This window comes from Clostridium sp. 1001271st1 H5 (assembly GCF_005845215.1).
Classification (GTDB): domain Bacteria; phylum Bacillota; class Clostridia; order Lachnospirales; family Lachnospiraceae; genus Enterocloster.
In genome coordinates this window covers 304,818-330,597 of the sequence record NZ_SPHO01000005.1, presented here as the reverse complement: position 1 = coordinate 330,597, position 25,780 = coordinate 304,818, and the positions used below count along the sequence as shown (strand labels likewise).

Genomic DNA, 25,780 nt, shown 5'->3' with positions numbered 1-25,780 from the left:
AACATTAAATGATACCTGTACCGGGACGTCAGTACCGTCAACCATCTGAAAACCGTCTATCGTTTTGATACTTCCATATAAAATAGTATCATCCCTAGTCACTGGTGCTGTTTCTATTGCGATGCTTTCTCTCTTTTGCTCTGCCCCCTCCGTTTCTGATTCAACAACTGCTTCTTGCTCGATTCCTTCCTCCCCTCCGGTAGAAATTGTGTCACTTTCATTTGTGATAGATATTTCACCTTCGTCTACTGTGCTTTCCATAGATTGTTCACTGCCGCCTGTTTTGAAATTATCGTTTTTACTTTGGGTACAACCAACTTCAATGATGCTTGCCACTGCAATTATTACAATTACCAAAAGTTTATTTACTTTTTTTATCATAGCGTCCTCCTCGTCTTTGCCTGAATTTGTGTCATTAAAAATTATTATACTCTGTATCACTCCTTTTCTCTAGTGACAAAACAGAGACATTTATATGTTATATATATATTACCAATAGTAATAATATCACATAACAATTGCTTTATCAATCTCTGAATCTTATATTTCTTACACTGGTCTATTTGGTATGTGTATACAGTACAATAAACTATGACCCCAACGGCAGGACTATCATAGATCCGGATGAGGAAGTGCAGCATGCGGTCTCCACCCTGTTTAGTGTTTTCCGTACCTCTGGGAGCGCCTACGGCGTTGTGCGGTATTTCGCAGAAAACAGCATCCTATTTCCTAAACGCGCCTATGGCGGTGCATGGGATGGAAAGCTCACCTGGGGGACGCTGACCCACAGCCGTGTCCTTTCCGTCATACATAACCCTGCCTATACTGGCGCATATGTGTATGGCCGTTACCGGGACAATAAAACCGTAAATGCTGACGGCCATTTCGAACACCATCCCGTCCGTCTCCCTGACAAGGAAGAATGGAGGGTATTCATTCCCGGGCATCACCAGGCCTATATCTCCTGGGACGATTTCGAAGCGAACCAAAAACAGCTCTGCTCCAACCAGACAAACACAGAGCTCTGCGACCGGCGCGCGAAGGCGCCGCCCTCCTCCCGGGACTCCTGATCTGCGGCAAGTGTGGCCGCCGCATGACTGTCCGTTATACCGGGAATGGCGGCATACGCCCCCTGTACGAATGCGTCGGCCGCTGGGAACACGGCAGCAAGGCCACCTGTTCCTCCGTCCCTGCCGTTCCCCTCGACCAGGCTGTATCCGATAAGATCCTCTCCATTATGAAGCCTTCGGAACTGGAGATCTCCCTGAAGGTGATGCACAGTATCAATGACACGGACAGGATGTCGGATAAGCAATGGCTCCTTGCAGTCGAACGGGCACAGTACGAAGCAGACCGTGCAGAAAGGCAGTTCATGCTTGCAGATCCGGAAAACCGGCTCGTTGTCCGTTCCCTGGAAGCGAATTGGGACCAGAAGCTCAAGGATCTGGAAAAAGCAAAGCAGGATTACGCTGCATACCGTTCAAAAAAAACTGGGTCCCTTCCGAAGAAGAGGAAAAGGACATCCTGGACCTTGCCCGCAGGATCCCTGAGATCTGGAACGCACCCTCTTCAACACCAGTGGAGAAGAAGCGCATTATACGTGTCCTGATCGAAGATATCACCGTCCTGTCAGAAAAAAAACCTGATTTTTCAATAGGCATCCGTTTCCGCAGCGGCAGAGTCGAACACTTATCCTTAAAAAATCCCCTCCCCTGCGCGGACCGCAGGCGGCACACGGATGATACCATCACCATCATCCGTGATCTCGCTTCATCCATGGATGATTACGAGATTGCCGACTGTCTGAACCAGGACGGCCTGACCACCCCGGAAGGAAAAAACTTCACTTATGCCGGTGTCAGATGGATCCGTTACAAGCATGCTATTTCCGGCCCTTACCAGAGAAACCGTCAAGGCATCTCTGTTGCTGAAGCCGCCAGCCTGCTGGGCATATCCACCGGAAAGATCTATTATGGCATCTCTGCGGGAAAGATCCCCGCCAAAAAGCAGCATCCCGGGTGGCCTTGGGAGGTATTGATCGATGATACCAATCTGGAATCAATAAAAGCTCTTTATACATAGGTTTTCTTTACCCTGAAACCAGCTGCCTTCCGTATAGCTGGAGGCAGCATTCCAAAACATCGTTGGGAGGTGTGCAGTATGAAGTCACCGTGGGTATCCCCAATGGTCTTTGTTTTCCGTCCGGTTTTGGAATGTATACTCTTTTTACCGGTTTAGGTCTGTATTTTTTATTCTGCAAATCCTCTTGAATATCCAGCAAGTATTCCTCTACTCCGTATTCCTCAATCATATCAAAGGTGATGCCATCTATCCCAGCACTTCCCTTGTTTGCTCGTACTTCTTTCCATGCCCGCCACAAAATATCCAGGCGAAAGATACGGTCATACAGCGCATGAAACCTGCGCCGCTTATCTTTTTTGGCTGTCAGGTATAGATTACGTTGAAGTTGTCGTGACTTTTCTATTGAGTGTTGTTGTCCAATATTTGGCATGCACTATCCCTTACCTTCCCGTTAATCCTGATTAAAGCAGAGCCCCTTTTCTCCTATTGTTTCTCTTGCCAATAGTTCATAGATACTATGGGCTCCTCCGACTTCTCATACCACATTTCGAAGAACTTCGCATGCCTGCTTATATCTCCGATTACATACTTGTGGTTATATGATGGTATGAAATCTCTTCTGTTCCGTTATCAACTTTCATAACATTCCGCTCCCTCTACACCGAAGGGTTCTTCAATGCTGTATTCCAGTATCTGCACATCTTCCATGGTCTTCGTCAGAAAGTCAGTGACTCGACTCCCTTTTGTCCCTTTGCAGGGTTAACGTAACGATGCTACAGGATTCACTTTATGTTACGGACTGCTATTTTACACCTGTTTCTCACAGGCATACCTCGCTTCAACACAATTGGTCGCCCAAAAGCATTGGAGGCTCGCTACAAGGCTCACTGGCGATTACCTTGACCAGACTTTCACTGGCAAGCTGATAACAGCTTGCAGAACACACGACTTTCACCCGTTAGAAACGTGCGCCGCAAGGCGCACCACAGGAATCACAGGGGCGCAAATAACAGCGACCTTGTGATTTGCAAGGTACAGGCTATTGAGCGTTTACTTTATATCTCCCTGCCTATACACTTTTTTTAGCCCTTTGACCTGTATAATATATTCCATATATTCTCCCATCTATTTCAATAATGCCACTCCCTGAAAAAGGCGAGTGACATTATCTTCGTTACCATATTATTATAGTGGACTATTTAATACTAAACCACATACAATCTGTAGACTCATGTACCATGCTATCATCATTGGGATTAGTCATTACATTGACATTTTAATAAGGAGCCTGTAATAAAATTCTTGTGTCCCTTTGCTTCTTAATTTATAAATCTAATTAAGCGTTGAAGATGAATAACGTAACAAAGAATACAATTGCAACTATAGGAGCAAATACTGCAACAGTATGTCTAACCTTCCTTTTATCCTTCAATATCAGCAGTAATCCTTTATATATTAGTATACCGATTAATCCACCCAGGCCATTTAAAATCACATCATCAATATCAGATACACCTACTCTAAAAGCATATTGTATGATTTCAACAATAACACTGAATATGATAACAAACAAAAGGTTTTTATAAAGTCTTTTATCATGATTAAATAAGGTAATGTATCCACCTAATGGTATGAATAAAACGATATTCCCTGCTATATTGATAAATGAAAAACTATGGCGAATTATATCATCATCAAGTAAGTAGCTATTTATGGTATGAAATGGAATCATGTTTATTGAACGAAATGAATATCTCTTCATAAACAGTAGCAAGAACAAAATAATCACATAAAAAATCAAGACAGAATATAACAATAAATTATGCAACAAAGAATATTCCTTTTTCAATATATGCCCCCCCTATCGTATCTTTACTGACAACATTATAACATGCTCCCGATTATATATAAATTAGTTTCAAAGTCTTTTGCAGTTAATTTGCTGAATTATACCTTTCTTGTTTATAATGGAATAGTTCAGCGTAACGTTGATTGTTTTTCAAAAGGTCTGCATGCGTCCCATCTTCAATGACTTCCCCGTTTTCTAATACAATAATTCGGCTTGCTAAATATACATTTGATAATTGATGCGAAGTGAATATAGTCATTTTATTTGCTGTTATTGTTTCTAGTGATTTAAATATATTTTTTTCAGCAATTGGATCTAGGTTTGATGATGGTTCGTCCAGTATAAATACCGTATTTCTACGATATAAAACTCGGGCTAAAGCTAATTTCTGAAATTGGCCACCAGAGAGTTCAATACCATCTGTATCAAAAAAACGCATAAGAGTAGCATCAAGATGTTTGGAAGAGCGTTCAGCCAGATCTTCAAAAGAAGCATTTTTCAAAGCTGATTTTATGTTGGCATCCGATGGTATTTGACCAGTATCTGTAATTATAAAGTTCTCTCTTAATGAGAATCCATAATTTAACATTTCCTGAAAATATACACTAAAATTAGCTCGTAGCTCGGTAATTTTATATTGTTGAATATTTAGACCATTAATGTAGATAGTGCCACTATCTGGTTCATACATACGCAATAGTAATTTAATTAGAGTTGACTTACCTGATCCATTCACGCCAACAAATGCGACTTTTTCTTCTTTGTATATTTCAAAACTTACTGCATTTAAGGCGAGACGATTGGTGCCAGGATATGAAAAGCTAACCTCCTTGAAGTTGATAGAACGTACTTCATGTAACCTATATGTACCACTATCAATAATTTTGTTTTTAAATTTATCTAATGATTTCATATTTTCTATTTTTAATCTATTTCCATATATTTCTACTGCTGAAGATGATAATGAGTTTATAGCATTCCATAATTGCCCCATTAATCCAGTGTATAATGCATAATCTCCAATAGTTGCTTTTCCATTAAGTATTTTAAATGCAATATCTATGCTAATTAACGTAATAATTATTTCTGGTAGGCATTCTAATAGTCCAGTTACAAAGGATCGTTTGCGGTTCATATTACGTCTTTCCATTAGAAATACATGCCAAATATTTCTGTAACGCGTTTTTAGCCAATTGCCGAAATTGAACAATCGAATATCTTGCGCATAATTTTTATCAGTTGCTATGCTTTGTGCATAACTCATTTGTCGTGTACCATTGATTTGTTCCAAGCTTAAATTATACAATAATCTAGTATATTTGGCAGCTACTAATGAAGATGGTACTGCAGATGCAATTAATATTACACCATAGACTATATTAGCTTGACATAAAACTATGAATACGCATATAAAAGATATGGTTGCACTTATAGCAGAAATGACATTCCACAAAATATTGGGAATGACATAGGAATCCTGATTTACAGATAATAATTTATCATTAAATTGAGGGTTATCAAAATATTCAAGATCAGCATTTAAAGACCTATCCATAATCATTAATGAAATATTTCCATTGATTAACTCACCATGCATTGACTGACTATACTGTACTACACTTTGAATAACTTTACGTAATATTGTTACCGTCAAAAGAGTAAGAAGAAGAGTTAATAATGATTTGCCAATAGTTGCTTCTTTTGTTGAAATAGCAAGTATATCAATAATGCATTTTCCGATAAAAGTTGTTATTACTGTAAGTAATGGTAGAATTACTGCGCCACTTATACGTAAAATAGTATAAAAATGAGATGCATTCCATGAAAATGGGAGGCACCAAGCAATAACTGAAATATAATCTTTTATATATTTGAAAATGTTTTTGAATTTGCTTACCATAAAATTTATACCCTTATTTAATGTTTCTGTTCAAAAGAGCATTAAATCATTATATAATATTTACTAAGTTTTTATAAATTATAAGAAAATAACATCTCATAAGGTTATGCATCCCGAAATTATTACCGTATTATGGTTTTAAAAACATATCAGATAATCTCTCAATAATTCGTAATATCTTATAATTCAGATATACGATCTGTACCAGTTGCAACTGACTTATATGAAGCGGTGTTATATGGTTTACCTAAAAGTGTATCGCAATAGCAACCACAATTAGCGCAGCTATCACTACCTTTCCCATCAACAAAATTGTCGGCTGCACTACCACCATCAGACGCACAATAGCATGCGCGAGGCTGTATTGAATCATTAAGGTTTCTTCCAAACGGATTGATTAATTCCATATATGTTCCTCCTAATCTTTTTATTCAATTACCACGGCATTTAAATCATTAATAATTTCGGGATGGAGTGTCATAACCTCATGATATATAGAGAGACTTTCTGATAATCGTTTTCTAGTATTTCTACACATTCTATGCCTATGAGAAAAGTCCATGCCCTCTGCGCCAAAGCAATTCATATAACAGTTGTTACATACATTAATTGCCCAGCACTCTCCACAATATTTAATTTCCTGTTTAATAAACTCATCAATGTAATGCTTTTTTATGTAATCAATATTCAAACCTTCATTAACATTACCTAATGGTAATTGAGTACCTACTCGCTCACATGGAAGAAAATCTCCGGTAGTTGTTACATACAACCGCCGGGCCCCCGGAACACAACAGCCATTTAACGGATAAGTATTAATAGGCAAATCACAGATAGTTCTCTTATGTATCTCTAATAACGCATTCCGTCTAAAATAGTCAAACGAGAAATTTTTTGTGTCCAGATTATGCAATGTCCACACATCTATAGGATCGTAGGCATAATCTGGTTCTACGTCATCTGTCCAGATATTTTCAGGTCGTTTATTAATCGGTACATACTCTTCTGGTGTCGATGTAGTCGATACATAAGAAATTAAAACACTGCATGGATATTGCAGCTTTAATGGTTTGAAAAAGCTATTTATCTTTTCAAATTTTTCTTTAGTGTAGGGTGCTTGTACAACAACACTAAATGCAATTGGGATATCCTTATTCGGTGAGGACTGCTTTATTCTAATATAAGTATTAAGACCTCTTATCGCATCGGAAAAAGAACCAGCTCCATTTAAATAAGTTCTTTGCATATCATGTATTTCTTCTGGACCATCGATACTCGCTACAACAGACATATTTTTTATGCTAACCAGGAAATTTGCTATCTCCTCTGTCATTAATGTCATATTACTTGTCATAGAATAATAAACATCACGTTGAGAATATCTTTTCTGAACATACGCAATAACCTGTTTTACTAAAGGAAAGCGTAATAAAGGCTCTCCACCATATAATCCAATGAAAACTCTCTTATCTTCAGAAGAATGTTCCATAAGGAAGTCAATTGCCTTTTGAGCAGTCTCGAAAGTCATGTCTTTTATACCAAAGGTTCGGTAATCATTATTTGTTTCACTATATACACAATATTTACATCTTAAATTACATCTTTCAGTTAATTCAAGAGTAATCGAATTCATATCCTTTGTCAGATTGTCTTCCAACGCAAGATTCTGCCCGGCAATGTTATTAAATGTAAGTAATGGTGCCGAAAATAGATTCTGCTTGTCGATGCCACTGCAAATCTCCTCAAGAGCATTTTTAATATCTTTCTTTGGCATATTGATACTATACAAATTATCAAAAGAGTTTGTTTTAAACAGACAATCTAAAACACGAAATACATTTTCGTTCACTTTATATACCTTACCAGTTCCAGTATCCAAAAAATAGAAATATTGACTTGTCCGAAACGTTTTACCTTGCCTGAACCAATTGCCATTAGATTTCACTTTTTCAATAGTTTTACGATATTCTTCCATTACTTTTTCCTTTCATAATTTATAAAGTATCTTTGAGAAAATACAAGTGGCTTTTTTACTTTTATTTCCTTCAAATTCGAAGCTCTTATATCGCTCAAAATAACATGCCGCTTTGTAACATCTTATCCGTTTGCCGGATAGTCTTGACCTCATGTCGGTGGGGGATCGACTTCTACTGTTAAGCTTGTTACTAGCGATTCCTCCCTCCACCTGTAGAGGTGGGGGGATTCCTCATATTTTTTATTGAATAAAAACATGCATCAAGTATCTCTTATGATGCTTTTATATTACATCAAATCATTAACAGATTAAAGTGACAAAAAAATGCCAATTTTGTGCCATCACTATATATGCCATAGACGAAAGCACAAATCTTGCCTGTTTTTCTACATTAGTTTTTAGTCTCCATCAACGATACCTTTAGCAAGAGAAACCATTTCCTCCAGACTTTTATTACTATAGGTAAATAATTTATATTGAAGGTCATCTTTTATCCAGGACACGTTCTTAAATACCTTACGCTCTTCTTCAGAACTGCCAAAACCTATAAAAAGTTTACCTTCCGCTGATAAAGCCTTATCAGATTCACTTGGCTCTTTATTTGGTGGAAGAAACAAATATTGTTCTACTTTTACTTGAAGATTTATACCTCTATATTCTTCTTCCAAATCGTAGCTAATTGCACCTTCAGGGAATTGCTCTAAAAATTTACTAATACTTAGGGTAATACCGCCATCTCCCTCATCACCATATATAATATAGACTTCTGGATAGGAAACCATAACATTTTTCTTTTCATCGACCCCCTGCATATCACTAACCTGCCCATTTGCAAATGCACTTCCATCCGTAAGACTTTCAGGAATTATCAAGTCTTTTTCTAAACGCTCCTCTGCAATCTTTTCAAGCTTTTCAACAGTAAGAATATCATTTTTCCTGTCGGTCTGACTAATTAAACCAACGATATTCCCCGCTGCCATTACTGTAAAAGTTCCTATCATCATTGCTGCTGTCACCATTGCAATAATCACTCTTTTATTTGATATTTTCATAATTTTTTTCCTTACTTCTATGCGACTATGAATTTTTTCGAGTAACTTATTTTGAGTAAGTTCTTCAAGATCTATGCCTTCGACATCGTTTCGAATAAGTTTCTTTAATTCTCTATCCCAATTTTCACTCATGGCACATACTACCTTTCTCTGACTTTCTATAATCTGAATCAAGCTGTTTCCGCAGGAGAACTCTCGCACTGTGAAGACGAGATTTTACCGTTCCCTCTAGCGTACCTGTTACACATGCAATCTCCTTGATACTTAAGTCATTGTAATAATACAAAAGAATTACGGTTCGATACTTCCAGTCCAGACAATTAACGGCCCGATGTAATTCAGTAGCAATTTCGTTTTCCAGTATCTTTTCTAGTGGACCAATCGCATCCCCTTTCTGAATTGATTCTGCAAATCGAATATTACTGTCATCATTTAGAATTTCCTCAAAAGAGAATTCTTTCATTTTTCCTTTTTTCTTACGATTGGCTCTCCAAGCGGTTCTTACCATAATCTGATATAGCCAGGATTCAAAGTACTCTGGTTGCTTCAATTTCTTTCTATGAAGATAACATTTTATAAATGTCTCCTGCAGAATATCTTCACTGTCACTTCGATTACCTGTAATAAAATACGCCATACGGAACAATTTGACAGAATAAGATTGATATAATTCATCGAATGCTTCTTCATCGTCTCTGGTCATGCGCTCAACCAAAATTCTTGTCTTGGCCTCCATTATTTGATTCCTTTCCATTTTTTATGATGCATCTACTATATAAGAGCCACATAATTGTATTGTGGTTCGATTTTATGTATTTTTTAGTTATTATCTTCTGCTATTTTTTAGTTTTAGTGGGAAACCTCCGTTATGATTCTGTAGCTACAGGCTCTGGACTCACTGCAGAATTAATTTAACCGAAAAAGCTACCACAGATTATTTATCAGTAGCAGCTTTTCTAATTTTTATTCTATATAAAACGATAATAACTGAATATGAGAGCAGGTTTTTACTTGACAATATTCCACCCTGTGTATTTAAACCTGGAAGGTAAAGAAGATCAGTAGTAGAAAACAGCCAATATGTATATTTACGAAAAACAAGAAAAAAACCAGAAATTGTTTTGATGATACTGACAGAAAAGTAAAAAAAATATACCGTCATTGCCACATTCATTATTAAAACATATATCCAGTAATAAAATCCTATTTTCAACAGCAGCTTGTTCCCCATTAAAATTAATAACGCAAGTTGACTAATCAGTGTAGTTATGGTAAAAAACAAAAGCAGCTCTTTAGAAATAATAATATTTTCCCAAAACAGCTGACCCAGTATATTCATTATAAGAACAAAAAAAGCTGTAATTATCAGTATTATTTTAGTAACCTTCTCATTTACAATTATCATATTCTTTCACCTCTCTACTCAAACTTATAACATCATTACAGCATCTAATACTGTAAGACATGGCAAATAATAACCTTCTGCTTTCCCTCCATGAATAGTGCGGTTGTAAATCCTTTTCGCTTAAAATCCTTAGGCTGTCTGTCCAAGTGCTGTTTCTAACATTATAACCAAAGGCGGCCTGTACTTTCCAGGCCGCTTTTAAGGTTATTGAACTGCTAAAACTGCTTATAGTTTTTATCCCTGATAAGCATTTTCCGTTTTGTAATTGTAAACCACTCTATACCCAGCATCAGGAACATCGGCATCATACTGCTGTAAATAGACGCCATCATCATCTACCCAGTAGTATTTTTCCTTATCCTCGGATTTGATGTAGCACTCAACAAACAGATAACCGTCTTTTCCAAAACAGTAATCCTTTCCTCCAACGGTCATCCATGTGCTGACTGGGTAGGAATAACCTCTCTGCACGTACCACCACCGGTTGTTATCGTTATAATCTTTCACCCAGCCCTGAACATATGCTCCGCTAATCCAACCAGTGGAGATATGGAACCAGGGCTCCCCATCAATCAGAACTCGTCCGGTAGCCTGAATAGACTCACCGGTGCTCAGTTTCGTTACAATTGAAGCACTGGTACTGGGGTTAGTCCTTACGTTTACGTCCGTTCCCTGAACCGTCAAATTGGCGCTTACCGGAATTTCATCAATAGGTTCCACACCACCGGAAAGGCAGTCCAAACGAATGGTATAATCGTATAAACTTCTGGCCTGTACATCGGTGTATGCAATATCATACCAAGTCTGAGAACTTGCTTTCAAGTCCGCATTTGGATCACCGATAATGATATATCCAAGGTGTGGTCCCTTTGAGCCATTTGAATGAGCATAATCAATTCGATTTACCCGCCCATCAGAGCCATAAGATACTCCGTAAATCACCAGGACATGGCCGCTACTATCTGAACTCATAAGGCACCCTGGTACTATATCAGCCGCTTTTGTGCACTTAGTACCATATGCTGTATTAGTCAGAGTGGAAGCCTTTACTCCATTTGCGTAACTGCTCCCAAAGACGGCCATAAGCGCTCCTCCAGATGCCTCATTAACCGTATAGTAAGCAAAACCGGAGCAGTCTATTCCTGTTTTGGGCTTATTGTTGCTATCATTAACAAATGTCTCAATTTGGGCCTTTGTAGAACCAGCCGGCAGCCCAGCCATAATATAGGATCGAATCAGTGCAGGTGTGTTTTTACCGCCATATACCGGTGGGACTACCTGCGTGTTGGAAATGAAATAGGGAAGCTGAATTTTTTCGCCGTAAACACTAAATTCTGTGTACTCCTCTATTCGGGATTTTAAATCACTCTGAAAACTCATATTGTTTCCTCCTTCGGATTATTTTTTCAAGCGCTTGTATCTTGAAATAAGGCAATAATCCAAAAAATAGAAACAAAATCAAAATATTTTCTTATTAAAAACTGGTACCAAGCGCCACTATTTTCCCACCTTTCACATAAATCAACATCGAACTTTGACCACCGCTAAATAATTCTGCCTGTTTTTCATAGCCCAAATCTCTATATTGCTTTCTAAATTCAAAGGGATTAAAGTTTAACATGGATATGGCATATATTTTATCATAGTCTATACTATGGAAAATACTGTTTACCTCCTCGGCATTCCAGATATCTACGACCGACATGGAATCACCACCTGGAAACCACTCTTCAACGTCAGGATAACATAATTTCTGTATTTCAGATTCATCACTCCCCACCTGCAAACCGCACCCCAGGGAGTATGTTCCATCCGTAATTAAAATTGCAGTCACACCCCCGTCCATCCCCCCAAGTGTTGCATACTCCATTCCAGGCGTATAATAGTAAGTAGTTGTGGCATTTGTCCCTTCGTGCGTCCCCCTATATTGAAAATCAGGAAACTCCTCTTCAAGTTCTTTCATTGAAACAAATTGGAAGAACTTGTCATTAAAAAGAGGGTGTTCAGGGACAAAAAGTTCTGTGATTGAAAAATCATGTAGGTTGCCTACTGCATCATCAACAGAAACAGCAATCACTCTGCTATCTTTAACAAAAGCCAGAAGTTGACACTTTATATATGAGTAGACAAGCCCCTGATAGGTATAATCTTTTCCTCTTTCCATAACGATGGACGTTATATAAATATTATCACAATCCATCTTATCTTTTACTAAAGGAAGATAAGAATAATTCATCATAGTTACTAATGAACTATCATTAAATAAAACCGGCATATCCATTAGTTCTGAAACAGTCATTCCAACTTTTAAGCCACAAGAAAATTTGTATGTTTCATCGGTGATAATAACACCACGAATTCTTTTTACACTATTATCCATGGTGCCGCTTGGCTCCCCCGTAATATAAGTAATTCCTGTGTCCTCGAAAAAATGCAGATATCCATGTTCTGATTTTGCCGAGTATGATTCCGTATACGAATCTCCAGATAATACATCACCTAAGCTCACAGCAAAGAACGGTACTTTGCTTAAGACAGGGTGTTCGGGGAGCAATATTAATTCTGTAAGCCCATTATTGGAAGAATAACCATCGGTAATACTCTCTTCTGCATGTCCTGGTTCCACTGCATCTTGAGGTGAAGAGGTTAGCATGGTTTCAATGTCTGCTAAATTCTTTTCTTCGGATAAGGTTGATGGTGTGTCCATATCCGAATTTATGGGAGGCTGTGCTGTATCTGAATCGTTATTCACTTTATTTTGCGAACAGCCTGCTATTAAGTAAGTTGCACAAACACCAGCTATCAGTATTTTTCTTCTCATAAATTCTCTATTCATCTAATCTCCCTTTATATAGCAAATTCAACGTCTGAAAAGAACCACCATATTTTTAATTGTAACTATGATTATATTCTAAATTATTCCTTTCTTCCAGTGACAAAACAGTGACAAAACTTGTTGTATATCTATTACTTATAGTAATATAATAACATATATTTATAAATTTATCAATTTGTACTGAGTTAGGCATGTACAATTTTTGTAATGGCTACATTAGTATCAAGACTATAGCATCTATCTAAGTTATATCTTCCGGCCACAGACACCATACATTATAGAAGATAACAATAACAAAGGCGGCCCGCTACCAGGCAAAATAACGCCGTGTGGAGCGGGCCTGTACCATCATCATTCATGAATTAATCATATATCGTAGAATACGGTTGTAAAAATCATTCAAGCAGTATGTAAATTCAAGGTCTTCTTAAATCCCGATATTAACGCCGCCAACAGAGCTGTAATATCCCAGATTTTCTTTAACCACACCATAATAATTATAAACGGAACCATTTCCATATCGCCGGATGCTATACACCAATACTCTTTACCAATATTGTCAATGCTGTACAAATCATCGCCACACCGCCAATTCGTCCAATCCATCGTTTGGAATGATTCCCTAAAAAACCAGCTATTTTGTCTGCACAGAAACTATATGTGAAATCATTAATTAAACCTATCATTAAATATGTTGTACCCAATATTATGATTTGTAATATATGAATTCTCTTTAACAATAAACTGGGGCATGAATGATGCAAAAAAGATTATACTTTTAGGGTTTAAAAAAGTTAATCCTGAATTATTCACAGCGGTACGTTTTTGATATTTAACATGCTGCCACTGCCTTGAACTCACCTACAATACCTCATTTGGCAGAATTACAGCTAAAAAAGGGCAGACTTTCCCTATTGCAGAAAATGGGAGCATCTGGGAGGAGGTCAAGGTTCGCTAACAATTGCTATTCCAACTGTGGATGCAGATTCCGGATATGTTCCAGTGTCTCATAGAATTCCTTCTTGTAGGGACAACTGCTGCACAGCTTGAAATATTTATTTCTTGCTGATTTTACCACTTTTGCAGCAATCTTCAGCAGTTTTAAACGGATGGTATCTATTCGCTGTTTCCGCATTCCGGCAGCCAGTGCCAGCCGTCTGAACCAATTGAATAAGTTATATGCCAGCACATGAACCTGCAGGCGGTTTGCATTTACTACCTTTGAGGAACTGCTGACCAAAGCAAAATCAAAACCACTTTTTCCTTCCTTGATGAAGTTTTCCATTCTTCCTCTACCGCAATAGAACCGGATTCTCCTTCCTGAACATCCGTTACATTAAATGATACCTGTACCGGGACGTCAGTACCGTCAACCATCTGAAAACCGTCTATCGTTTTGATGGATCCATATAAAATAATATCATCCTGAGTCACTGATGCTGTTTCTATCGTGACGCTTTCTCTCTTTTGCTCTGCACCCCCCGTTTCTGATTCAACACTTGCTTCTTGCGCTGTCCCTTCGTTCGGTACACCAAACGGTGTGAGAAGTTTGAGTAATTTTATAAACTAGGTGAATTTGCAAATATAAAAGACTATGTAATATTATTTTACCAATATCGAGGAAATTAAGTTGTAAAATAGATAAGATTAATTGATAAATCAACAAACACATGCTAATATTAACTATTAATAATAGTTATATAACATATAAGTGACATTATTTTGTTACTGGAGGAAAGAATCAATTTAGAATATAATCATTTTAATTAAATATGAGTTTGTCAACCAATCCAAATACATCATACAATAAAAAAGAATTTCCTGAGCTTAACAGCTCCCATAGACAGATTCCAACTGCGGTTTAGTGCGGACACTAAGACTATCATTAACCGTTAAATAATTATATTATATCGTTTACAACATGGACTTTCCTATCCTTATTATTTGGTATAACCGGTTATAAATCAAATAATTTGAGGAGGATTAATAAAATGAATAAAAAGAAGTTTTTTACTGCTATAATCAGTATTTGCATATCCATGTTAATGCTGTCAACGGTTTTTGCCGCCGAAAAAAAGGAGGGGACGTTTGGAACATTACCCCCTCTGTCCGTTATTGAGCTGACTGAAAGCAACGCTAGTATGCTGACCCAGCCAAAAGCAACCACCGGGGAATGGATTCAGGACAGTTCTTCAGGCAAATGGTGGTACCGCCATACAGATGGAAGCTACACCACAAATGCCTGGGAACAAATTGGAGACAGGTGGTATCATTTTGACAGTAGCGGTTGGATGCAGACCGGTTGGTTCCAGGATGTGGACAAGAAATGGTATTATTTACATGACACAGAAGGCTATATGATGATTTACTGGGTACAGGCAAGCGGAAACTGGTACTATATGGATGCTCATGGTGTTATGGTCTCCAAGGTTTGGCTGACCATTGATGGCGTAAAGTATTATTTTGCTGAAGACGGGAGAATGATAATAGAACAGCCTAAAACGGCAAAGAATTTTACTGTAAAAGGATACATTGATACTCTTTTTGATGATGAATACGGTGAGGCTTACGCAAATTCCCTGTTAAGTCAAATTCAAACACCTTATAAATATGTATGGAATTTTGAATTTGATACAGGCTATACCTTCCAAGACACGAAATTTCCCAATACTTTATGTAAAAGCGGAGTTAACAATCACTGTAACGAAGTACCTGATTCTGATTGCAAAAACTCTACAGTTACACAGTATCACCATCGGAACGCCATTAAAAATTTGAATTTTTTCAAAGAAAACACACCTGACTTTTCTGCAGATTTAAAATTTGCAATGACAATGACCCCATTATGTGGGTGGTGGGATAAACATGCAACCAATATATTAGGGGTAACATTTTCCAACGACTCATATAGTTATATAACAGTACTTCCATCTTCTACAAAAAATGTCCATACACGTATTATTCAACATGAGATGGGACACATGTTTGGATTAGATGATGGAAAGTGTACTAAAGATGCTCCTTGCATCATGAATGGTGGCTTTGACAATATGCCACTGTCTACAGATGACATTTGGTGTGAGCACTGTAAGGAAACTTTTAAAAGAGATAACCATTAAATCAGGAGGGATAACAATGTATAAGAAATTAATTGGATTTATAGTGTTAGCAGCTTTAATTACCGGGTGCAAAGCAAATGCCAATTCGGCGGAACCAGTCTCACCAGGGACTGTTGAGCAGGCTGCTGCGCCTTACTCTGCGGTAGACACATATGGTTCTTTGGAAGAGCTGATGCAGGCATATAACATAGCCACAGCTTCCAATACCCGCACTATTTCAGAGTCTGCAGAAGAAAAGGTCTATTACCTTACTGATGGTAATAACCTGGGATTATCTCTGGCAAAGATTGAGGTTAAGGAATCTTATTTTAATTGTATCTATAACGATGGGATTTGCGTAATAACCAATCGGTATGAAGATGGCGCTTCCGCTTTGAAGAGCATTACTTCCACAAATACCAATACCTTTACTAACGAGCAAGCAGACGGATATGAGTATTATTACGCTTCAGATGAGGACTATAAATATTATCTATGGCTCAATGATGGTGTATACATGAATCTTAATGTTCCTATCGGAGTAGATATCGACATAAAAGATATTGTGCCGAATTTGGAATCTATGGCGCTTTAGATTTTTTTCTACACTTGATTTTTTCAATTGCAGGAATCACGGAATAACGTGATTCCTGCTTAGTCTTAATACTTCACAACTATTCTGAATCCCTAATGAATTCCATTTAATCACTCAAACTTCGCATACTAAAATAGAATACTCACCAGGTGCGGTACACCAAACGGTGTGGGAAGTTTGAGTTACTATTTAGTATGAGTATACAGTACAATAAACTTTGCTGATTTCATGAAATCAGTTTACAAATCCTTCATTTAATCCTTATTACCAGATGTACATGTACAAAATAAAATTTGAATGGAGGAACAGATATGGCATTTACAACTTCACAGGCAGGAATTGATTTAATTACCTCTTTTGAGGGGTGCGAATTAACTGCGTACCAGGACACAGGAGGCGTATGGACAATTGGTTATGGACATACCGCCGGAGTTTATCCGGGTATGGTCATTACTCAGGCACAGGCGGTAGAATTTCTCAGACAGGATGTCAAAGGTGCAGAAAACACTGTAAACAGCAAGGTAACCTACAGCATTACGCAAAATATGTTTGATGCGCTTGTTTCACTCACTTTTAATATCGGACCTACGGCATTTAGCAACAGCACATTGCTGAGATTGTTGAATCAGGGGGATATTAATGGTGCCGCCAATCAGTTTGATGTATGGATTTATGATAATCATGTAATCCAGCCGGGTTTGGTAAGAAGGCGCGCTGCGGAAAAAGCAATGTTTTTGAATGGCACTCCCGCCCCGTCTAATGAAATCCCTGTCAGCGCCCAGTTGACCGTCCAGGGTACGAATGTAAATGTAAGAACCAGTCCGAATACCAGTGCTACTATCGTGAGGAAACTCAACACAGGTGCAAGCGTTCAGGCCACTGGCCGCATTTTGATTAATGGCGATCCCTGGTTCCATATCGCCGATGGCTGGATCAGCGGCGATTATGTACAGGGCTGGGTAAAGGACTACAATGATAACAACAGATGGTGGTATGTGGAAAAGGGGTATGCTTTCCCCATTAGCGTTTGGAAAACAATTGCTGGAAAAGACTATTGCTTTGGCATGGATGGTTATCTGTTTGTTGAATGCTACATTAAATCTGCAGTCAACAACACCTACTATTGGGTAGATGATGACGGTGTCTGGTTAGAACAGTATAACACTACAGTTCCTGATCCTGGCTACCGGGTGGTGGAGGATTACACTACTGAAAACGCATACCAGGGATAATTCTTTGATCCAGGCAGGTAAGTAGAATTGGCATTTAATCAGCTACTGCGGGAATCGAGCTTATGCTTGATTCCCGTTTAGAATCTGACAATGTCACTTTGAACCCATACATATTTGAGCACTACATGGTAACGTGAAGTTTTCTTTTCCTGTTATAGTATTCAACGAATAGAATCAGATTATATTCCTGTTTTTCATGTAATGTCGGTACATTCACGAACCATCACCTGAACTGTACAATGGTGAACTATTGGTGGAAAAACTAAATCTTTCATACATGGGGTCTATTTTAAAGCAGGCCCGCATTGCTGCAAAAATGACACAGAAAGAACTTGGTGAACGGGTTGGAAAAACTGCCCGATATCTCCAAGCCATTGAAAATGAGAAAAAGGGGATTGGTCTGGAGACATTAAACCGTATTCTTCGGGCGCTCAACCTCTCTGCAGATACCATTGTCTTTTCGGATAGAGATACAGACAGCAGTGAATCCGAATAGTTAATACGCTTAATCCGCTTGCTGAACAGCAGCGATAAAAAGTCCTGTTAGCCACAGTCAAGCAGATGTTAGAGGCTGAATGAACGGAACCACCTTCTTCGGAAGGTGATTCTTGTTTTTTCTCTGCCATTAAGTATTTCTTCAAGTGATTCCTTCAATGCATACGTCATCATGGCATATACCATACGCCGTCAAAAGCGCAGAGCTGCCCCCTAGCGGCGTTTTTTTTTACGGAGTTATCTCCTTCAGCGTATAGAGCAGGCTGCTCTTACCGCCGTTCTCGCGCCAGCGCTGCTCCTTTGTCAGCAGGCCCGCCTGAACCAGATCGGCAATGGCCCGTTCCACGGTTCTGCGGGAGAGCTGCAGCTCTCTTGCAATGGTTCCGATGGCGGGATAACACTGCCCCTGATGGTTACAGCGGTCTTTCAGGTACATATAGACTGTCTTGGCGCGGTGCGGCAGATCCTCGGCATAGATTGCAGAGAAATATCCCATAGGCACCCCCTAATCCGTGCGAAGCGGTGGACGGCGGGCTGCACCGCGATGCTCTTTGCGTTCCAGAGCCGGGGCCGGAGTATGAAGCTGACCTGACCCGGTTGCCGCGCCTGTAGACGGCAGCGGCGGTTCCTCCGTATCTTCCTCGGCATCGCAGTCATCTCTGCGTCGGAGGATCTCCTGCTCCAGCTCGAAGCGGTCAGCATAAGCCACAGGCCTTGCGGCCTGCTCCGCCACCTCGTAGGCGTCGCCGAAGCGGATGCCCCATTTGAGGAACAGCGGAAGCTGTGTCTGCATGGGACAGCACCCGGTCTTTGCAAGAATGAAGTGGCCTTTAGGCAGCGTTTTCAGTTCATCCGGGGACATCAGCGGTCGGCTCATCATCTGCAGGCTCTGGCTGGGATCGTTTTTTCCCCGGCTGATGGAGCCGGACAGCACCGTCCGGTTGCCCAGCGCCTTGGAAAGAATGTCAGCACTTTCGGAATTGGGAGCAAAACCGCCGAACAGGATATCCTGACAGTTGTCGATGATGATGCTGGAACCTTCCTTGCCGTAATTTTTCTGGAGCTGCGCAAAACTTTGGATGATGGGTACCATCGAAATCCGGCGGGAACGTCCGGCACTGAACATCATCTCCATTGACTCAATTTTGGGAATCGTACCAATCTCATCAGCAAATACCATCACACGGTTCGGCAACTTACCACCATGTTCATCAGCAATGGTCAGCATCTCCCGGTAGAGCTGCTGGAGGAACAGACTGACCATAAAATACTTTGTATTATCTTCCTCCGGCAGCACAATGAAGATGGCTGACTTGCTGGTGCAGAAGGTTTCCGTGTCCAGTGCGCTGTCGAAGCACAGTATCTGCTCCATCTCGGAGTCGAGGAATGCATTCAGCCGGGACATGGCCGTGGACAGCACCGATGCCATCACCTGATCCGCACTGTTGAGCGCCGCGCCTGCGAACCACTTGGCCTTGTGTGTAGGCGGCAGCTTATCCATGAGGAGCTGGAACAGGCTGCGGTTCTTGACAGGGGAGGGGACCAGCAGGTCTTGAATCAGCTTAAACACAGAAATGATGTGCCGTTTCTCCGGTTCGCAGAACTCCGCAATCAGCAGGATGACCGATGCCAGCAGTCCCTCGGCGGCATCGTAGAAAAAGGCATTTTGACCATAGCTGCTGGCCTCCGCTCCATCCGAACAGATGATGGTCTTTGCGGTAATCTTGGCGTATTTCTCTGCTTTGGCCTTTGCCGCCAGATTCTTCGGGTGCGCCAGAAATTCGTCCATATACTTGTTGACCAGTGTCAGGATGTTATCGCCGTCCGAGCGGGTGGGGTTACGCAGATCAAGCACAGAAATCTGGTAACCGTAGCAGTCCTTGGCTATCCCCGCGTAGTTGCGGAACAGATCTCCTTTGGTGTCGGTGCAGAGCCAGCTCATGCCGGAGGCGCAGGCGTACTCAATGTTTGGATAGAGAAAATTGGCGGTCTTGCCGACGCCTGCCGCGCCGATCATCAGACAGTGGATGTCGCCGCTGTCCACCAGCGCTGTAATGGCAGAGCCGTGCTTCTTGTAGCCGACCACCAGCCCCTGCTCTCCCGGCAGGGCTTCGCCGCGCCGCCAACGTTCTGGCTCGTAGGCCACCTGCGCGTAGGTATCCCTGATTTCTTTCTCAGTGGCGAACCGCGCCGTACCATGCTGACCATCGCCGACTGTCTTGGATTTGATGCCGTTCAGCGTGTAGTAATGCGCCAGCAGGGACAGGCCGCCGATAACGGCAAACATCCCAAGACCGACGCAGATGAGTAAAGCAATCTGATGTGTCTGCAAGTTTTTCCTCCCTTCAAGCCATCTGCATTGCCTGCCCGGTCGCAGGTGTTTGTGTAATCATGTTTTTTTTCGTCTGCAGATCCTCGTTCCAGTCTTTTTGCCGCGGCAGGAGGGAAAACACCTCACCATATCCCTTTTCCGCAAGGATTCCAGTGAGCCTCTCCCGCGCTTTCAGTCCGGCCTTGTCGTTGTCGAGGCACAGGCCGATTTTCTTTACCTGCGGGTTTTCAACCAAGAGTTGAAGCAGAGCGTGTTCAGACACACCGCAGAGGGACACATAGCTGTGCCGCTGCCAGTCCTGCTGATAAAGAGAAAGAAAGGACAGCATATCAATGGGCGCCTCGAACACATACACCGTATCGCTCTGGCCGGTGTAATAGAAACTGAACCGGGGATCACATCCATCCACATTTCCCTTGAATGGTTCTCCCTGTGTGTAGGTTCCACGCTTGTGCGCATGGCGGGCAACGCCCTCCTTGTCAAATCCAACGAACACGACATTGTGATATTTGGCATCCTCATAAAGCATCTTCGCTCTGGCAAATGTGGAAACAATGTCCCGGTCAAGGCAGCGTGTTTTGGTAAGGTACGCATACACGCGCCGCATATCATGGTTTGCTTCTGGCAGCACGAATGGTCTGGGAGGTTCCGGCTTCCGCTGTTCACTGGAGCGGTACGCCTGCCCCTGTTCGCCGTTTAACAGCATCGTTACCGCATCCGGAAAGCTCCTGCCGTAGAACATCTGCACGAAGTCGATGGCGCAGCCGCCTTTCTCAGCGGCATGGTCGTACCATTCGTTGCCGCGCACCGTGATGCTGTGGTCGCTGGCCAGCCGTTTCTCCCTGCCGGACCGGAGTAGCTTCTCGCCCTGCCGAGTGAGAAAGTCCTCCAGATCCACAGCGTTGGCCCGCTGCTTCTGGTCATCTGTAAAATAAACATAGCCCATAAAAAGACACCTCCTAATCAATAGGTCTGCTGCTGCACAGGCTCCCGGTCATCCCGTTTGTGGCCCTGCGCCTGTTTTTTCTCCGCCAGCCTGCGTCTGCGCTTGCGGTCGATGTGGTATGCCGTGCCGCCCGCGGCCTTACGGACATCCTCACGGAACAGGTTCTCCAGCCGGCGGAGCAGTCTTGTGGCGGCAAGGAACGGTGAGGGATTGCGGAAGGAGTCTATGTGATCCAGTAAAAACTGCGCATAGATATTTCCCTGTGCGGCAGACGCCTCCAGCAACGGAACCGCCTTTTCTTTGTCGCGGGGAACATCGTGGCCACAGAGGTACAGCTTGCCGAGAGCGTATTGTGCAAACTGATTTTCCTGCATCGCTGATTTTTCAAGCCAGCGGATTGCCGCTTCCACATCCTTTGGCAGATGCTCCCCAGACAGATACAGCTTTCCGAGTTGGTACTGTGCGTATTGATTCTCCTGACCAGCAGACCGTTGGAACAGCTCCACCGCTTTGCTGATATCCTGTGGCACATCTTTTCCGGCAAGGTACAGCTTGGCAAGGGCATACTGTGCGAACTGATTTCCGAGGTCAGCAGAAAAAGACAGCCACTTCACGGTAGCCGCAACATCCTTGGGAATATCCTCCCCGGACAGATAGAGCCTGCCGAGCTGATAGGCCGCATATTCATTTTTCTGTTCTGCCGATAAAGTGAACAGCTCCACCGCTTTGCTGATATCCTGCTGGACATACTTGCCGTCACGGAAGATTTTAGCCAGCGCATACTGCGCCGCCGCGTTTCCGCCGTCTGACGCCTTGGTGATCCACACCACAGCCTGCTCCGGATTGCCGGTTTCATTGTCCAGCCACAGCTTGCCCAAGGCATACTGCGCGTTTACGTTTCCCAGCTTGGCGGAGCGTTCCCAATAGTCGGCGGCCGCCGCATCGTCCTGCTCCGTGCCGGTTCCTGTGTGGAGCATCTGGCCAAGGCGGTATTGGAGCTTATCGTCATGGCTGTCTTTCTCCAATTGAAAAAAGCCGTTGAACGCATCTATGAAATGCTTATCAGCAGCTTCCATATTCTTCTCTGTGCCGATCCCATCCCGGTACATCTTAGCCAGTTCATAGCTGGCATAGGGATTTTTCTGCGCCGCGGAACAGCCGTAGAGCTGGAACGCCTGCTCATAGCTCTGTTCCACCCCCTGACCGCGGTAGTACAATCCGGCCAGCGAATATTGCGCATACCTGTGGTTCGCTACAACCGCCTTGCCAAACCACAGAGCCGTCTCCCCATAGTCCTGCTCTGTGCCAAGACCGGCTGCATACATCTTTCCGATACGGTACTGCAGATAGGGGCGCTGTTTCTCTTTGACTGTCCGCTCCGCAGATTGAAAAGCGGCGAGGGCCTTGGCGTACCATTCCTGTGCGGCGGCGTTGTCAATCTCTCGGCCAAGACCGTCCGCATACATCCTGCCGAGGTCATGCATGGCCAATGGGTTGCCGGATTCCGCCTCCTGCTGGAATAAGGCAAATGCCTGTTTAAAGTCCTGCTCGGTATCCGTACCGCCGAACAGGAACAGCCGCGCTTTTTTATAGCGATCGCTCCACATGGTGTTGCGGCCGGAGCCGCCAGCGTATCGGACGGACTCCCTTTCAGACGGCGTCCAGTCCGGTTCCGGCGCTCCTTCATCCTCCGGCACTGTCGATTCCACCGGTTCGGCCGGATCAGCGGCGCTCTCCGGCTCCGGCGCTCCCTCATCCTCAAATGTAAAATGGTGACCGCCCAGCTTCATTGCTTCAGCGATCACCATGTTTTTGATACTCTTGAATTGTTTCTGCTGGGATAGGGGCGGCAGAGGCGGCGCGGTTTTCTGATAGGTCAGCAGGATTTCATTCTGCCACTTGCCCCACGCCTGATACAGCGTATCCACCCGGCTGTCCTTTGCCAGCTCATCTACGATCTGGTCCACCAGATTCTTCACATCCCGTTTGAGGTAGCCATACACTTTTTTGCCGCTGGTGTTTTGCAGTCGTCTGGCCAGCAGCTCCATCTGCTCTGCAATCCACGGGCTGGCCATCGTGTCGGAGCGCAGCGCATCCAGAAGCTCCTGAAGGACATCGCCAGCCCCGGCCTTTAGTTCTGCACGAGCCTGATTCTGTTTCTCATAGATATTGGCAAAGTCCTGCCGGAAGATATCGTGTGACAGTTCCGAACGCATGGCCTCAATGGACGTCTCCGTGAGAAAGCCATCGTTGTCCTTTGCTGAATAGACCATCAGATGCACATGGGGATGATGCCTCTCATTGTGGAACGCGGCATACCAGCGCAGGTTGGCGCTGTCGATTTTCATGTGCTTGCAGAGCATTGCCCGTTTGGAGCGCAGCAGCGCCATCCACTGTTCGGCGCTGTCATAACCGAGCCGGGCCGCATCCTCCCGGCGCAGGGAAATAACGTGCGTCCAGACCGGGCCTTTGTGATCCGCCACCTCATCCTGCACCTTTGCCAGCACTACTGGCTTACCCGCATCCGTAAACAAACCATGCTCGCCGACACGCTCCACACGGGGGCGGTTTGCGATGTAGTCCACATAGTTTTCTTTCTTTGCCACGAGGTCGAGGTTCTGTTCCAGCGCGCAGGAGATAAATTCCGATGCGTTTCCGATGGTCGGGTGCGAAAGAAAATCCGCGTATTCCAGCATATCTTTGGATGCCGGGATATCGCGGACGAGCTGGCGAATCAGCCTGCGCTGGTTCACCGTTGCCGGGAGCAGCAGCTTGCTCTCGTCAATCTTCTCCACACCTTCACGGGTTCCGATGTAGCGGACATAATTTTCAAGCTGGGCGGGCGGCGCATCCCGCAGATAGCGGGAGGTGAAAATAATTTTTGCCATAGAGGGACTCCTTTCCGGCAAGACAAAAGGAGCAGCCTCAGCCGCTCCCTCTGTCCTTGTTTTTTACTTTTACAGCACGCCCAGCTTCTTCAGCAGCTCCACGCAGTCTTTCGCCCCCTGCACATAGAGGTGCCTGCACTCATGGTCGGCGATCAGATTAGTTTTCACAAAGTAATCCTCCAGCACCTGACAATCCTCCGGCGGCAGCTTTGCCAATATCTCCTGCCGCTGCCGTGACAGTGCGCCGGTTTCTTTGTATAGCTGCTGTTCTTCCTCCGCACAGGTTTCCCTGCGGTTAAGCAGTGCCGTTTCCGTCATCTCCCGGATGACAAATTCAAAAATTTCATTCTTGTCCATACTCAATCAGCTCCTTTTTAGGCACACCATAAACGATGACGGTGCGTCAGTCCATATCCAAACCCAACAAATATTTTCTCACAATTTAGGTTTCGCGTTTCTGGTATTTATATGCGCTTTCAAAATCAATCGCGCCATTGATGCGTTTGACTTCCTCCAGACATTTTAAGTGTAGCTTGTGCAGGGCTTCCTCGTCAACCTCATGGGTGTACGCAATCACATGGGCCAGCTTGGACAGCTCCACCGCCAGCTTAAAGTCCATCCGGGCGATACGGTTCTCGCTGTCCTGCACCGTGCCAGTCATGACGGACGAGAGGGACTGGAGCAGATAGTCCTCTGCTTTTTTCGAGGTGAGATAACCGCAGTAAAACCGCAGTGCTTCCCCCACAAACTCATTGCGGGAGCGCACCTCTGCCAGTCCCAGCAGGCTGTCGCATAAGTCCAGCACTTCCTGCTCCAGATAAAGTCCTACCCGCCGCATTGCTGCTTTTTCTTCCACCATTTCGGCCTCCTTTCCCCGGATTTCCCGCTTGGTATTCACGAAACCGCCCACAGTATGGGCATTTACGGGCGGTCAGGCATCAAATTTTTCAGAAAGCGCCGGAACAGTATTCAAACATTGTTCCCCGCACGGCTTTGCCGGGCGGTGTTTTCCGGGGTTAGGCTGCGAAAGCAGCATAACCCCTTTAACCTGCACACATTTCGACCCTGCCAGTTCCCCCTAAACTCCAGCCACAG

25 protein-coding genes and 1 pseudogene are annotated in these 25,780 nt (G+C 42.9%); 7 read left to right on the top strand and 19 right to left on the bottom strand.

The genetic code is table 11. The annotated features are described in order from the left end of the window. Positions 1-381: hypothetical protein (locus tag FGS84_RS10250; RefSeq protein ID WP_347563819.1), on the bottom strand; the 381-nt coding region annotated here is incomplete at its 3' end. 251 nt (positions 382-632) lie between these two features. Between FGS84_RS10250 and FGS84_RS31460 the strand changes: the two genes are divergently transcribed. The 3 genes from FGS84_RS31460 to FGS84_RS31445 all read left to right on the top strand — a co-directional run bounded on the left by FGS84_RS31460 (position 633) and on the right by FGS84_RS31445 (position 2,082). Continuing rightward, a complete protein-coding gene (locus tag FGS84_RS31460; RefSeq protein WP_242828603.1) occupies positions 633-1,070 on the top strand; it encodes a recombinase family protein in 438 nt (145 codons plus the stop codon). A gap of 167 nt (positions 1,071-1,237) precedes the next feature. After that, positions 1,238-1,609, top strand: a complete 372-nt coding sequence (locus tag FGS84_RS31450) for a hypothetical protein (protein WP_243129942.1) — start codon at positions 1,238-1,240, stop codon at positions 1,607-1,609. Then, the gene (locus FGS84_RS31445; RefSeq protein ID WP_243129938.1) at positions 1,579-2,082 is read left to right on the top strand and encodes a helix-turn-helix domain-containing protein; all 504 of its coding nucleotides are present in this window, start codon (positions 1,579-1,581) and stop codon (positions 2,080-2,082) included. The genes FGS84_RS31450 and FGS84_RS31445 overlap by 31 nt, the downstream gene beginning before the upstream one ends. A gap of 7 nt (positions 2,083-2,089) precedes the next feature. Here the strand turns inward: FGS84_RS31445 and FGS84_RS10240 are convergent, their stop codons facing one another. The 12 genes and pseudogenes from FGS84_RS10240 to FGS84_RS10190 form a co-directional block, all read right to left on the bottom strand. Further along, positions 2,090-2,512, bottom strand: a complete 423-nt coding sequence (locus FGS84_RS10240) for a hypothetical protein (protein WP_002595400.1) — start codon at positions 2,510-2,512, stop codon at positions 2,090-2,092. A 906-nt stretch (positions 2,513-3,418) separates the two neighbouring features. Beyond that, positions 3,419-3,931 carry a VanZ family protein gene (locus FGS84_RS10235; protein WP_242828602.1) on the bottom strand — a complete coding sequence of 171 codons (513 nt, stop codon included), beginning with the start codon at positions 3,929-3,931 and terminating at the stop codon, positions 3,419-3,421. Positions 3,932-4,016: 85 nt separating this feature from the next. Beyond that, positions 4,017-5,831, bottom strand: coding sequence for an ABC transporter ATP-binding protein (locus FGS84_RS10230; RefSeq protein WP_002595398.1), 1,815 nt, complete (start codon positions 5,829-5,831; stop codon positions 4,017-4,019). Positions 5,832-6,010: 179 nt separating this feature from the next. Then, entirely contained in the window at positions 6,011-6,238 is a 228-nt protein-coding gene (locus FGS84_RS10225) for a hypothetical protein (RefSeq protein WP_002595397.1), read from the bottom strand. A gap of 20 nt (positions 6,239-6,258) precedes the next feature. Beyond that, a complete protein-coding gene (locus tag FGS84_RS10220; RefSeq protein ID WP_002595396.1) occupies positions 6,259-7,806 on the bottom strand; it encodes a radical SAM protein in 1,548 nt (515 codons plus the stop codon). A gap of 398 nt (positions 7,807-8,204) precedes the next feature. Next, positions 8,205-8,990 carry a hypothetical protein gene (locus FGS84_RS10215; protein WP_002595395.1) on the bottom strand — a complete coding sequence of 262 codons (786 nt, stop codon included), beginning with the start codon at positions 8,988-8,990 and terminating at the stop codon, positions 8,205-8,207. Continuing rightward, entirely contained in the window at positions 8,983-9,594 is a 612-nt protein-coding gene (locus tag FGS84_RS10210; protein ID WP_118077532.1) for an RNA polymerase sigma factor, read from the bottom strand. The genes FGS84_RS10215 and FGS84_RS10210 overlap by 8 nt, the downstream gene beginning before the upstream one ends. 198 nt (positions 9,595-9,792) lie before the next feature. Then, positions 9,793-10,263, bottom strand: a complete 471-nt coding sequence (locus FGS84_RS10205) for a hypothetical protein (protein WP_002595393.1) — start codon at positions 10,261-10,263, stop codon at positions 9,793-9,795. Between the two features lie 234 nt (positions 10,264-10,497). Beyond that, entirely contained in the window at positions 10,498-11,643 is a 1,146-nt protein-coding gene (locus FGS84_RS10200) for an SH3 domain-containing protein (protein ID WP_002595392.1), read from the bottom strand. Positions 11,644-11,737: 94 nt separating this feature from the next. After that, positions 11,738-13,099, bottom strand: coding sequence for a hypothetical protein (locus FGS84_RS10195; RefSeq protein ID WP_002595391.1), 1,362 nt, complete (start codon positions 13,097-13,099; stop codon positions 11,738-11,740). Between the two features lie 399 nt (positions 13,100-13,498). After that, a complete protein-coding gene (locus tag FGS84_RS30780; RefSeq protein ID WP_038292822.1) occupies positions 13,499-13,705 on the bottom strand; it encodes a hypothetical protein in 207 nt (68 codons plus the stop codon). Positions 13,706-14,063: 358 nt separating this feature from the next. After that, positions 14,064-14,411 (bottom strand): annotated as a pseudogene (locus FGS84_RS10190) (transposase); the annotation flags it as partial. Between the two features lie 679 nt (positions 14,412-15,090). On the opposite strand from FGS84_RS10190, the gene FGS84_RS10180 reads away from it, so the two are divergent. The 4 genes from FGS84_RS10180 (at position 15,091) to FGS84_RS10165 (ending at position 18,520) form a co-directional block, all read left to right on the top strand. After that, positions 15,091-16,218 (top strand): N-acetylmuramoyl-L-alanine amidase family protein, encoded by a 1,128-nt coding sequence (locus FGS84_RS10180; RefSeq protein ID WP_002595389.1) that lies wholly within the window; start codon positions 15,091-15,093, stop codon positions 16,216-16,218. 16 nt (positions 16,219-16,234) lie between these two features. After that, positions 16,235-16,792: a hypothetical protein gene (locus FGS84_RS10175; RefSeq protein ID WP_002595388.1), complete on the top strand. Its 558-nt coding sequence runs from the start codon at positions 16,235-16,237 to the stop codon at positions 16,790-16,792. Positions 16,793-17,103: 311 nt separating this feature from the next. Continuing rightward, the gene (locus tag FGS84_RS10170; protein WP_002595387.1) at positions 17,104-18,024 is read left to right on the top strand and encodes a glycoside hydrolase family protein; all 921 of its coding nucleotides are present in this window, start codon (positions 17,104-17,106) and stop codon (positions 18,022-18,024) included. A gap of 253 nt (positions 18,025-18,277) precedes the next feature. Next, positions 18,278-18,520, top strand: coding sequence for a helix-turn-helix transcriptional regulator (locus FGS84_RS10165; protein WP_051077491.1), 243 nt, complete (start codon positions 18,278-18,280; stop codon positions 18,518-18,520). A gap of 228 nt (positions 18,521-18,748) precedes the next feature. Here the strand turns inward: FGS84_RS10165 and FGS84_RS10160 are convergent, their stop codons facing one another. From FGS84_RS10160 to FGS84_RS10135, 6 genes are all read right to left on the bottom strand, one after another. Beyond that, positions 18,749-19,015 carry a helix-turn-helix domain-containing protein gene (locus FGS84_RS10160; RefSeq protein ID WP_002595386.1) on the bottom strand — a complete coding sequence of 89 codons (267 nt, stop codon included), beginning with the start codon at positions 19,013-19,015 and terminating at the stop codon, positions 18,749-18,751. A 9-nt stretch (positions 19,016-19,024) separates the two neighbouring features. Then, positions 19,025-20,806, bottom strand: a complete 1,782-nt coding sequence (locus FGS84_RS10155; RefSeq protein WP_138308031.1) for a type IV secretory system conjugative DNA transfer family protein — start codon at positions 20,804-20,806, stop codon at positions 19,025-19,027. Between the two features lie 58 nt (positions 20,807-20,864). Continuing rightward, entirely contained in the window at positions 20,865-21,797 is a 933-nt protein-coding gene (locus FGS84_RS10150; RefSeq protein ID WP_118077240.1) for a DUF3991 and toprim domain-containing protein, read from the bottom strand. A 17-nt stretch (positions 21,798-21,814) separates the two neighbouring features. Beyond that, the gene (gene mobP3, locus FGS84_RS10145; protein ID WP_138308003.1) at positions 21,815-24,685 is read right to left on the bottom strand and encodes a MobP3 family relaxase; all 2,871 of its coding nucleotides are present in this window, start codon (positions 24,683-24,685) and stop codon (positions 21,815-21,817) included. Positions 24,686-24,754: 69 nt separating this feature from the next. Then, complete coding sequence (locus FGS84_RS10140; protein WP_118077238.1) at positions 24,755-25,042, bottom strand: hypothetical protein; 288 nt, start codon at positions 25,040-25,042, stop codon at positions 24,755-24,757. Positions 25,043-25,127: 85 nt separating this feature from the next. Then, complete coding sequence (locus FGS84_RS10135; protein WP_118077237.1) at positions 25,128-25,544, bottom strand: hypothetical protein; 417 nt, start codon at positions 25,542-25,544, stop codon at positions 25,128-25,130. Positions 25,545-25,780: the final 236 nt, after the last annotated feature.

What these genes read in the sequence shown, in the direction of transcription:
- FGS84_RS31450 (WP_243129942.1), top strand. Translation starts at nt 1,238, where the DNA reads ATGAAGCCTTCGGAACTGGAGATCTCCCTGAAGGTGATGCACAGTATC.
- FGS84_RS10240 (WP_002595400.1), bottom strand. Translation starts at nt 2,512, where the DNA reads ATGCCAAATATTGGACAACAACACTCAATAGAAAAGTCACGACAACTT.
- FGS84_RS10230 (WP_002595398.1), bottom strand. Translation starts at nt 5,831, where the DNA reads ATGGTAAGCAAATTCAAAAACATTTTCAAATATATAAAAGATTATATT.
- FGS84_RS10225 (WP_002595397.1), bottom strand. Translation starts at nt 6,238, where the DNA reads ATGGAATTAATCAATCCGTTTGGAAGAAACCTTAATGATTCAATACAG.
- FGS84_RS10220 (WP_002595396.1), bottom strand. Translation starts at nt 7,806, where the DNA reads ATGGAAGAATATCGTAAAACTATTGAAAAAGTGAAATCTAATGGCAAT.
- FGS84_RS10215 (WP_002595395.1), bottom strand. Translation starts at nt 8,990, where the DNA reads ATGAGTGAAAATTGGGATAGAGAATTAAAGAAACTTATTCGAAACGAT.
- FGS84_RS10210 (WP_118077532.1), bottom strand. Translation starts at nt 9,594, where the DNA reads ATGGAGGCCAAGACAAGAATTTTGGTTGAGCGCATGACCAGAGACGAT.
- FGS84_RS10205 (WP_002595393.1), bottom strand. Translation starts at nt 10,263, where the DNA reads ATGATAATTGTAAATGAGAAGGTTACTAAAATAATACTGATAATTACA.
- FGS84_RS10200 (WP_002595392.1), bottom strand. Translation starts at nt 11,643, where the DNA reads ATGAGTTTTCAGAGTGATTTAAAATCCCGAATAGAGGAGTACACAGAA.
- FGS84_RS10195 (WP_002595391.1), bottom strand. Translation starts at nt 13,099, where the DNA reads ATGAATAGAGAATTTATGAGAAGAAAAATACTGATAGCTGGTGTTTGT.
- FGS84_RS30780 (WP_038292822.1), bottom strand. Translation starts at nt 13,705, where the DNA reads ATGGATTGGACGAATTGGCGGTGTGGCGATGATTTGTACAGCATTGAC.
- FGS84_RS10180 (WP_002595389.1), top strand. Translation starts at nt 15,091, where the DNA reads ATGAATAAAAAGAAGTTTTTTACTGCTATAATCAGTATTTGCATATCC.
- FGS84_RS10175 (WP_002595388.1), top strand. Translation starts at nt 16,235, where the DNA reads ATGTATAAGAAATTAATTGGATTTATAGTGTTAGCAGCTTTAATTACC.
- FGS84_RS10170 (WP_002595387.1), top strand. Translation starts at nt 17,104, where the DNA reads ATGGCATTTACAACTTCACAGGCAGGAATTGATTTAATTACCTCTTTT.
- FGS84_RS10160 (WP_002595386.1), bottom strand. Translation starts at nt 19,015, where the DNA reads ATGGGATATTTCTCTGCAATCTATGCCGAGGATCTGCCGCACCGCGCC.
- FGS84_RS10155 (WP_138308031.1), bottom strand. Translation starts at nt 20,806, where the DNA reads ATGTTTGCCGTTATCGGCGGCCTGTCCCTGCTGGCGCATTACTACACG.
- FGS84_RS10150 (WP_118077240.1), bottom strand. Translation starts at nt 21,797, where the DNA reads ATGGGCTATGTTTATTTTACAGATGACCAGAAGCAGCGGGCCAACGCT.
- mobP3 (WP_138308003.1), bottom strand. Translation starts at nt 24,685, where the DNA reads ATGGCAAAAATTATTTTCACCTCCCGCTATCTGCGGGATGCGCCGCCC.
- FGS84_RS10140 (WP_118077238.1), bottom strand. Translation starts at nt 25,042, where the DNA reads ATGGACAAGAATGAAATTTTTGAATTTGTCATCCGGGAGATGACGGAA.
- FGS84_RS10135 (WP_118077237.1), bottom strand. Translation starts at nt 25,544, where the DNA reads ATGGTGGAAGAAAAAGCAGCAATGCGGCGGGTAGGACTTTATCTGGAG.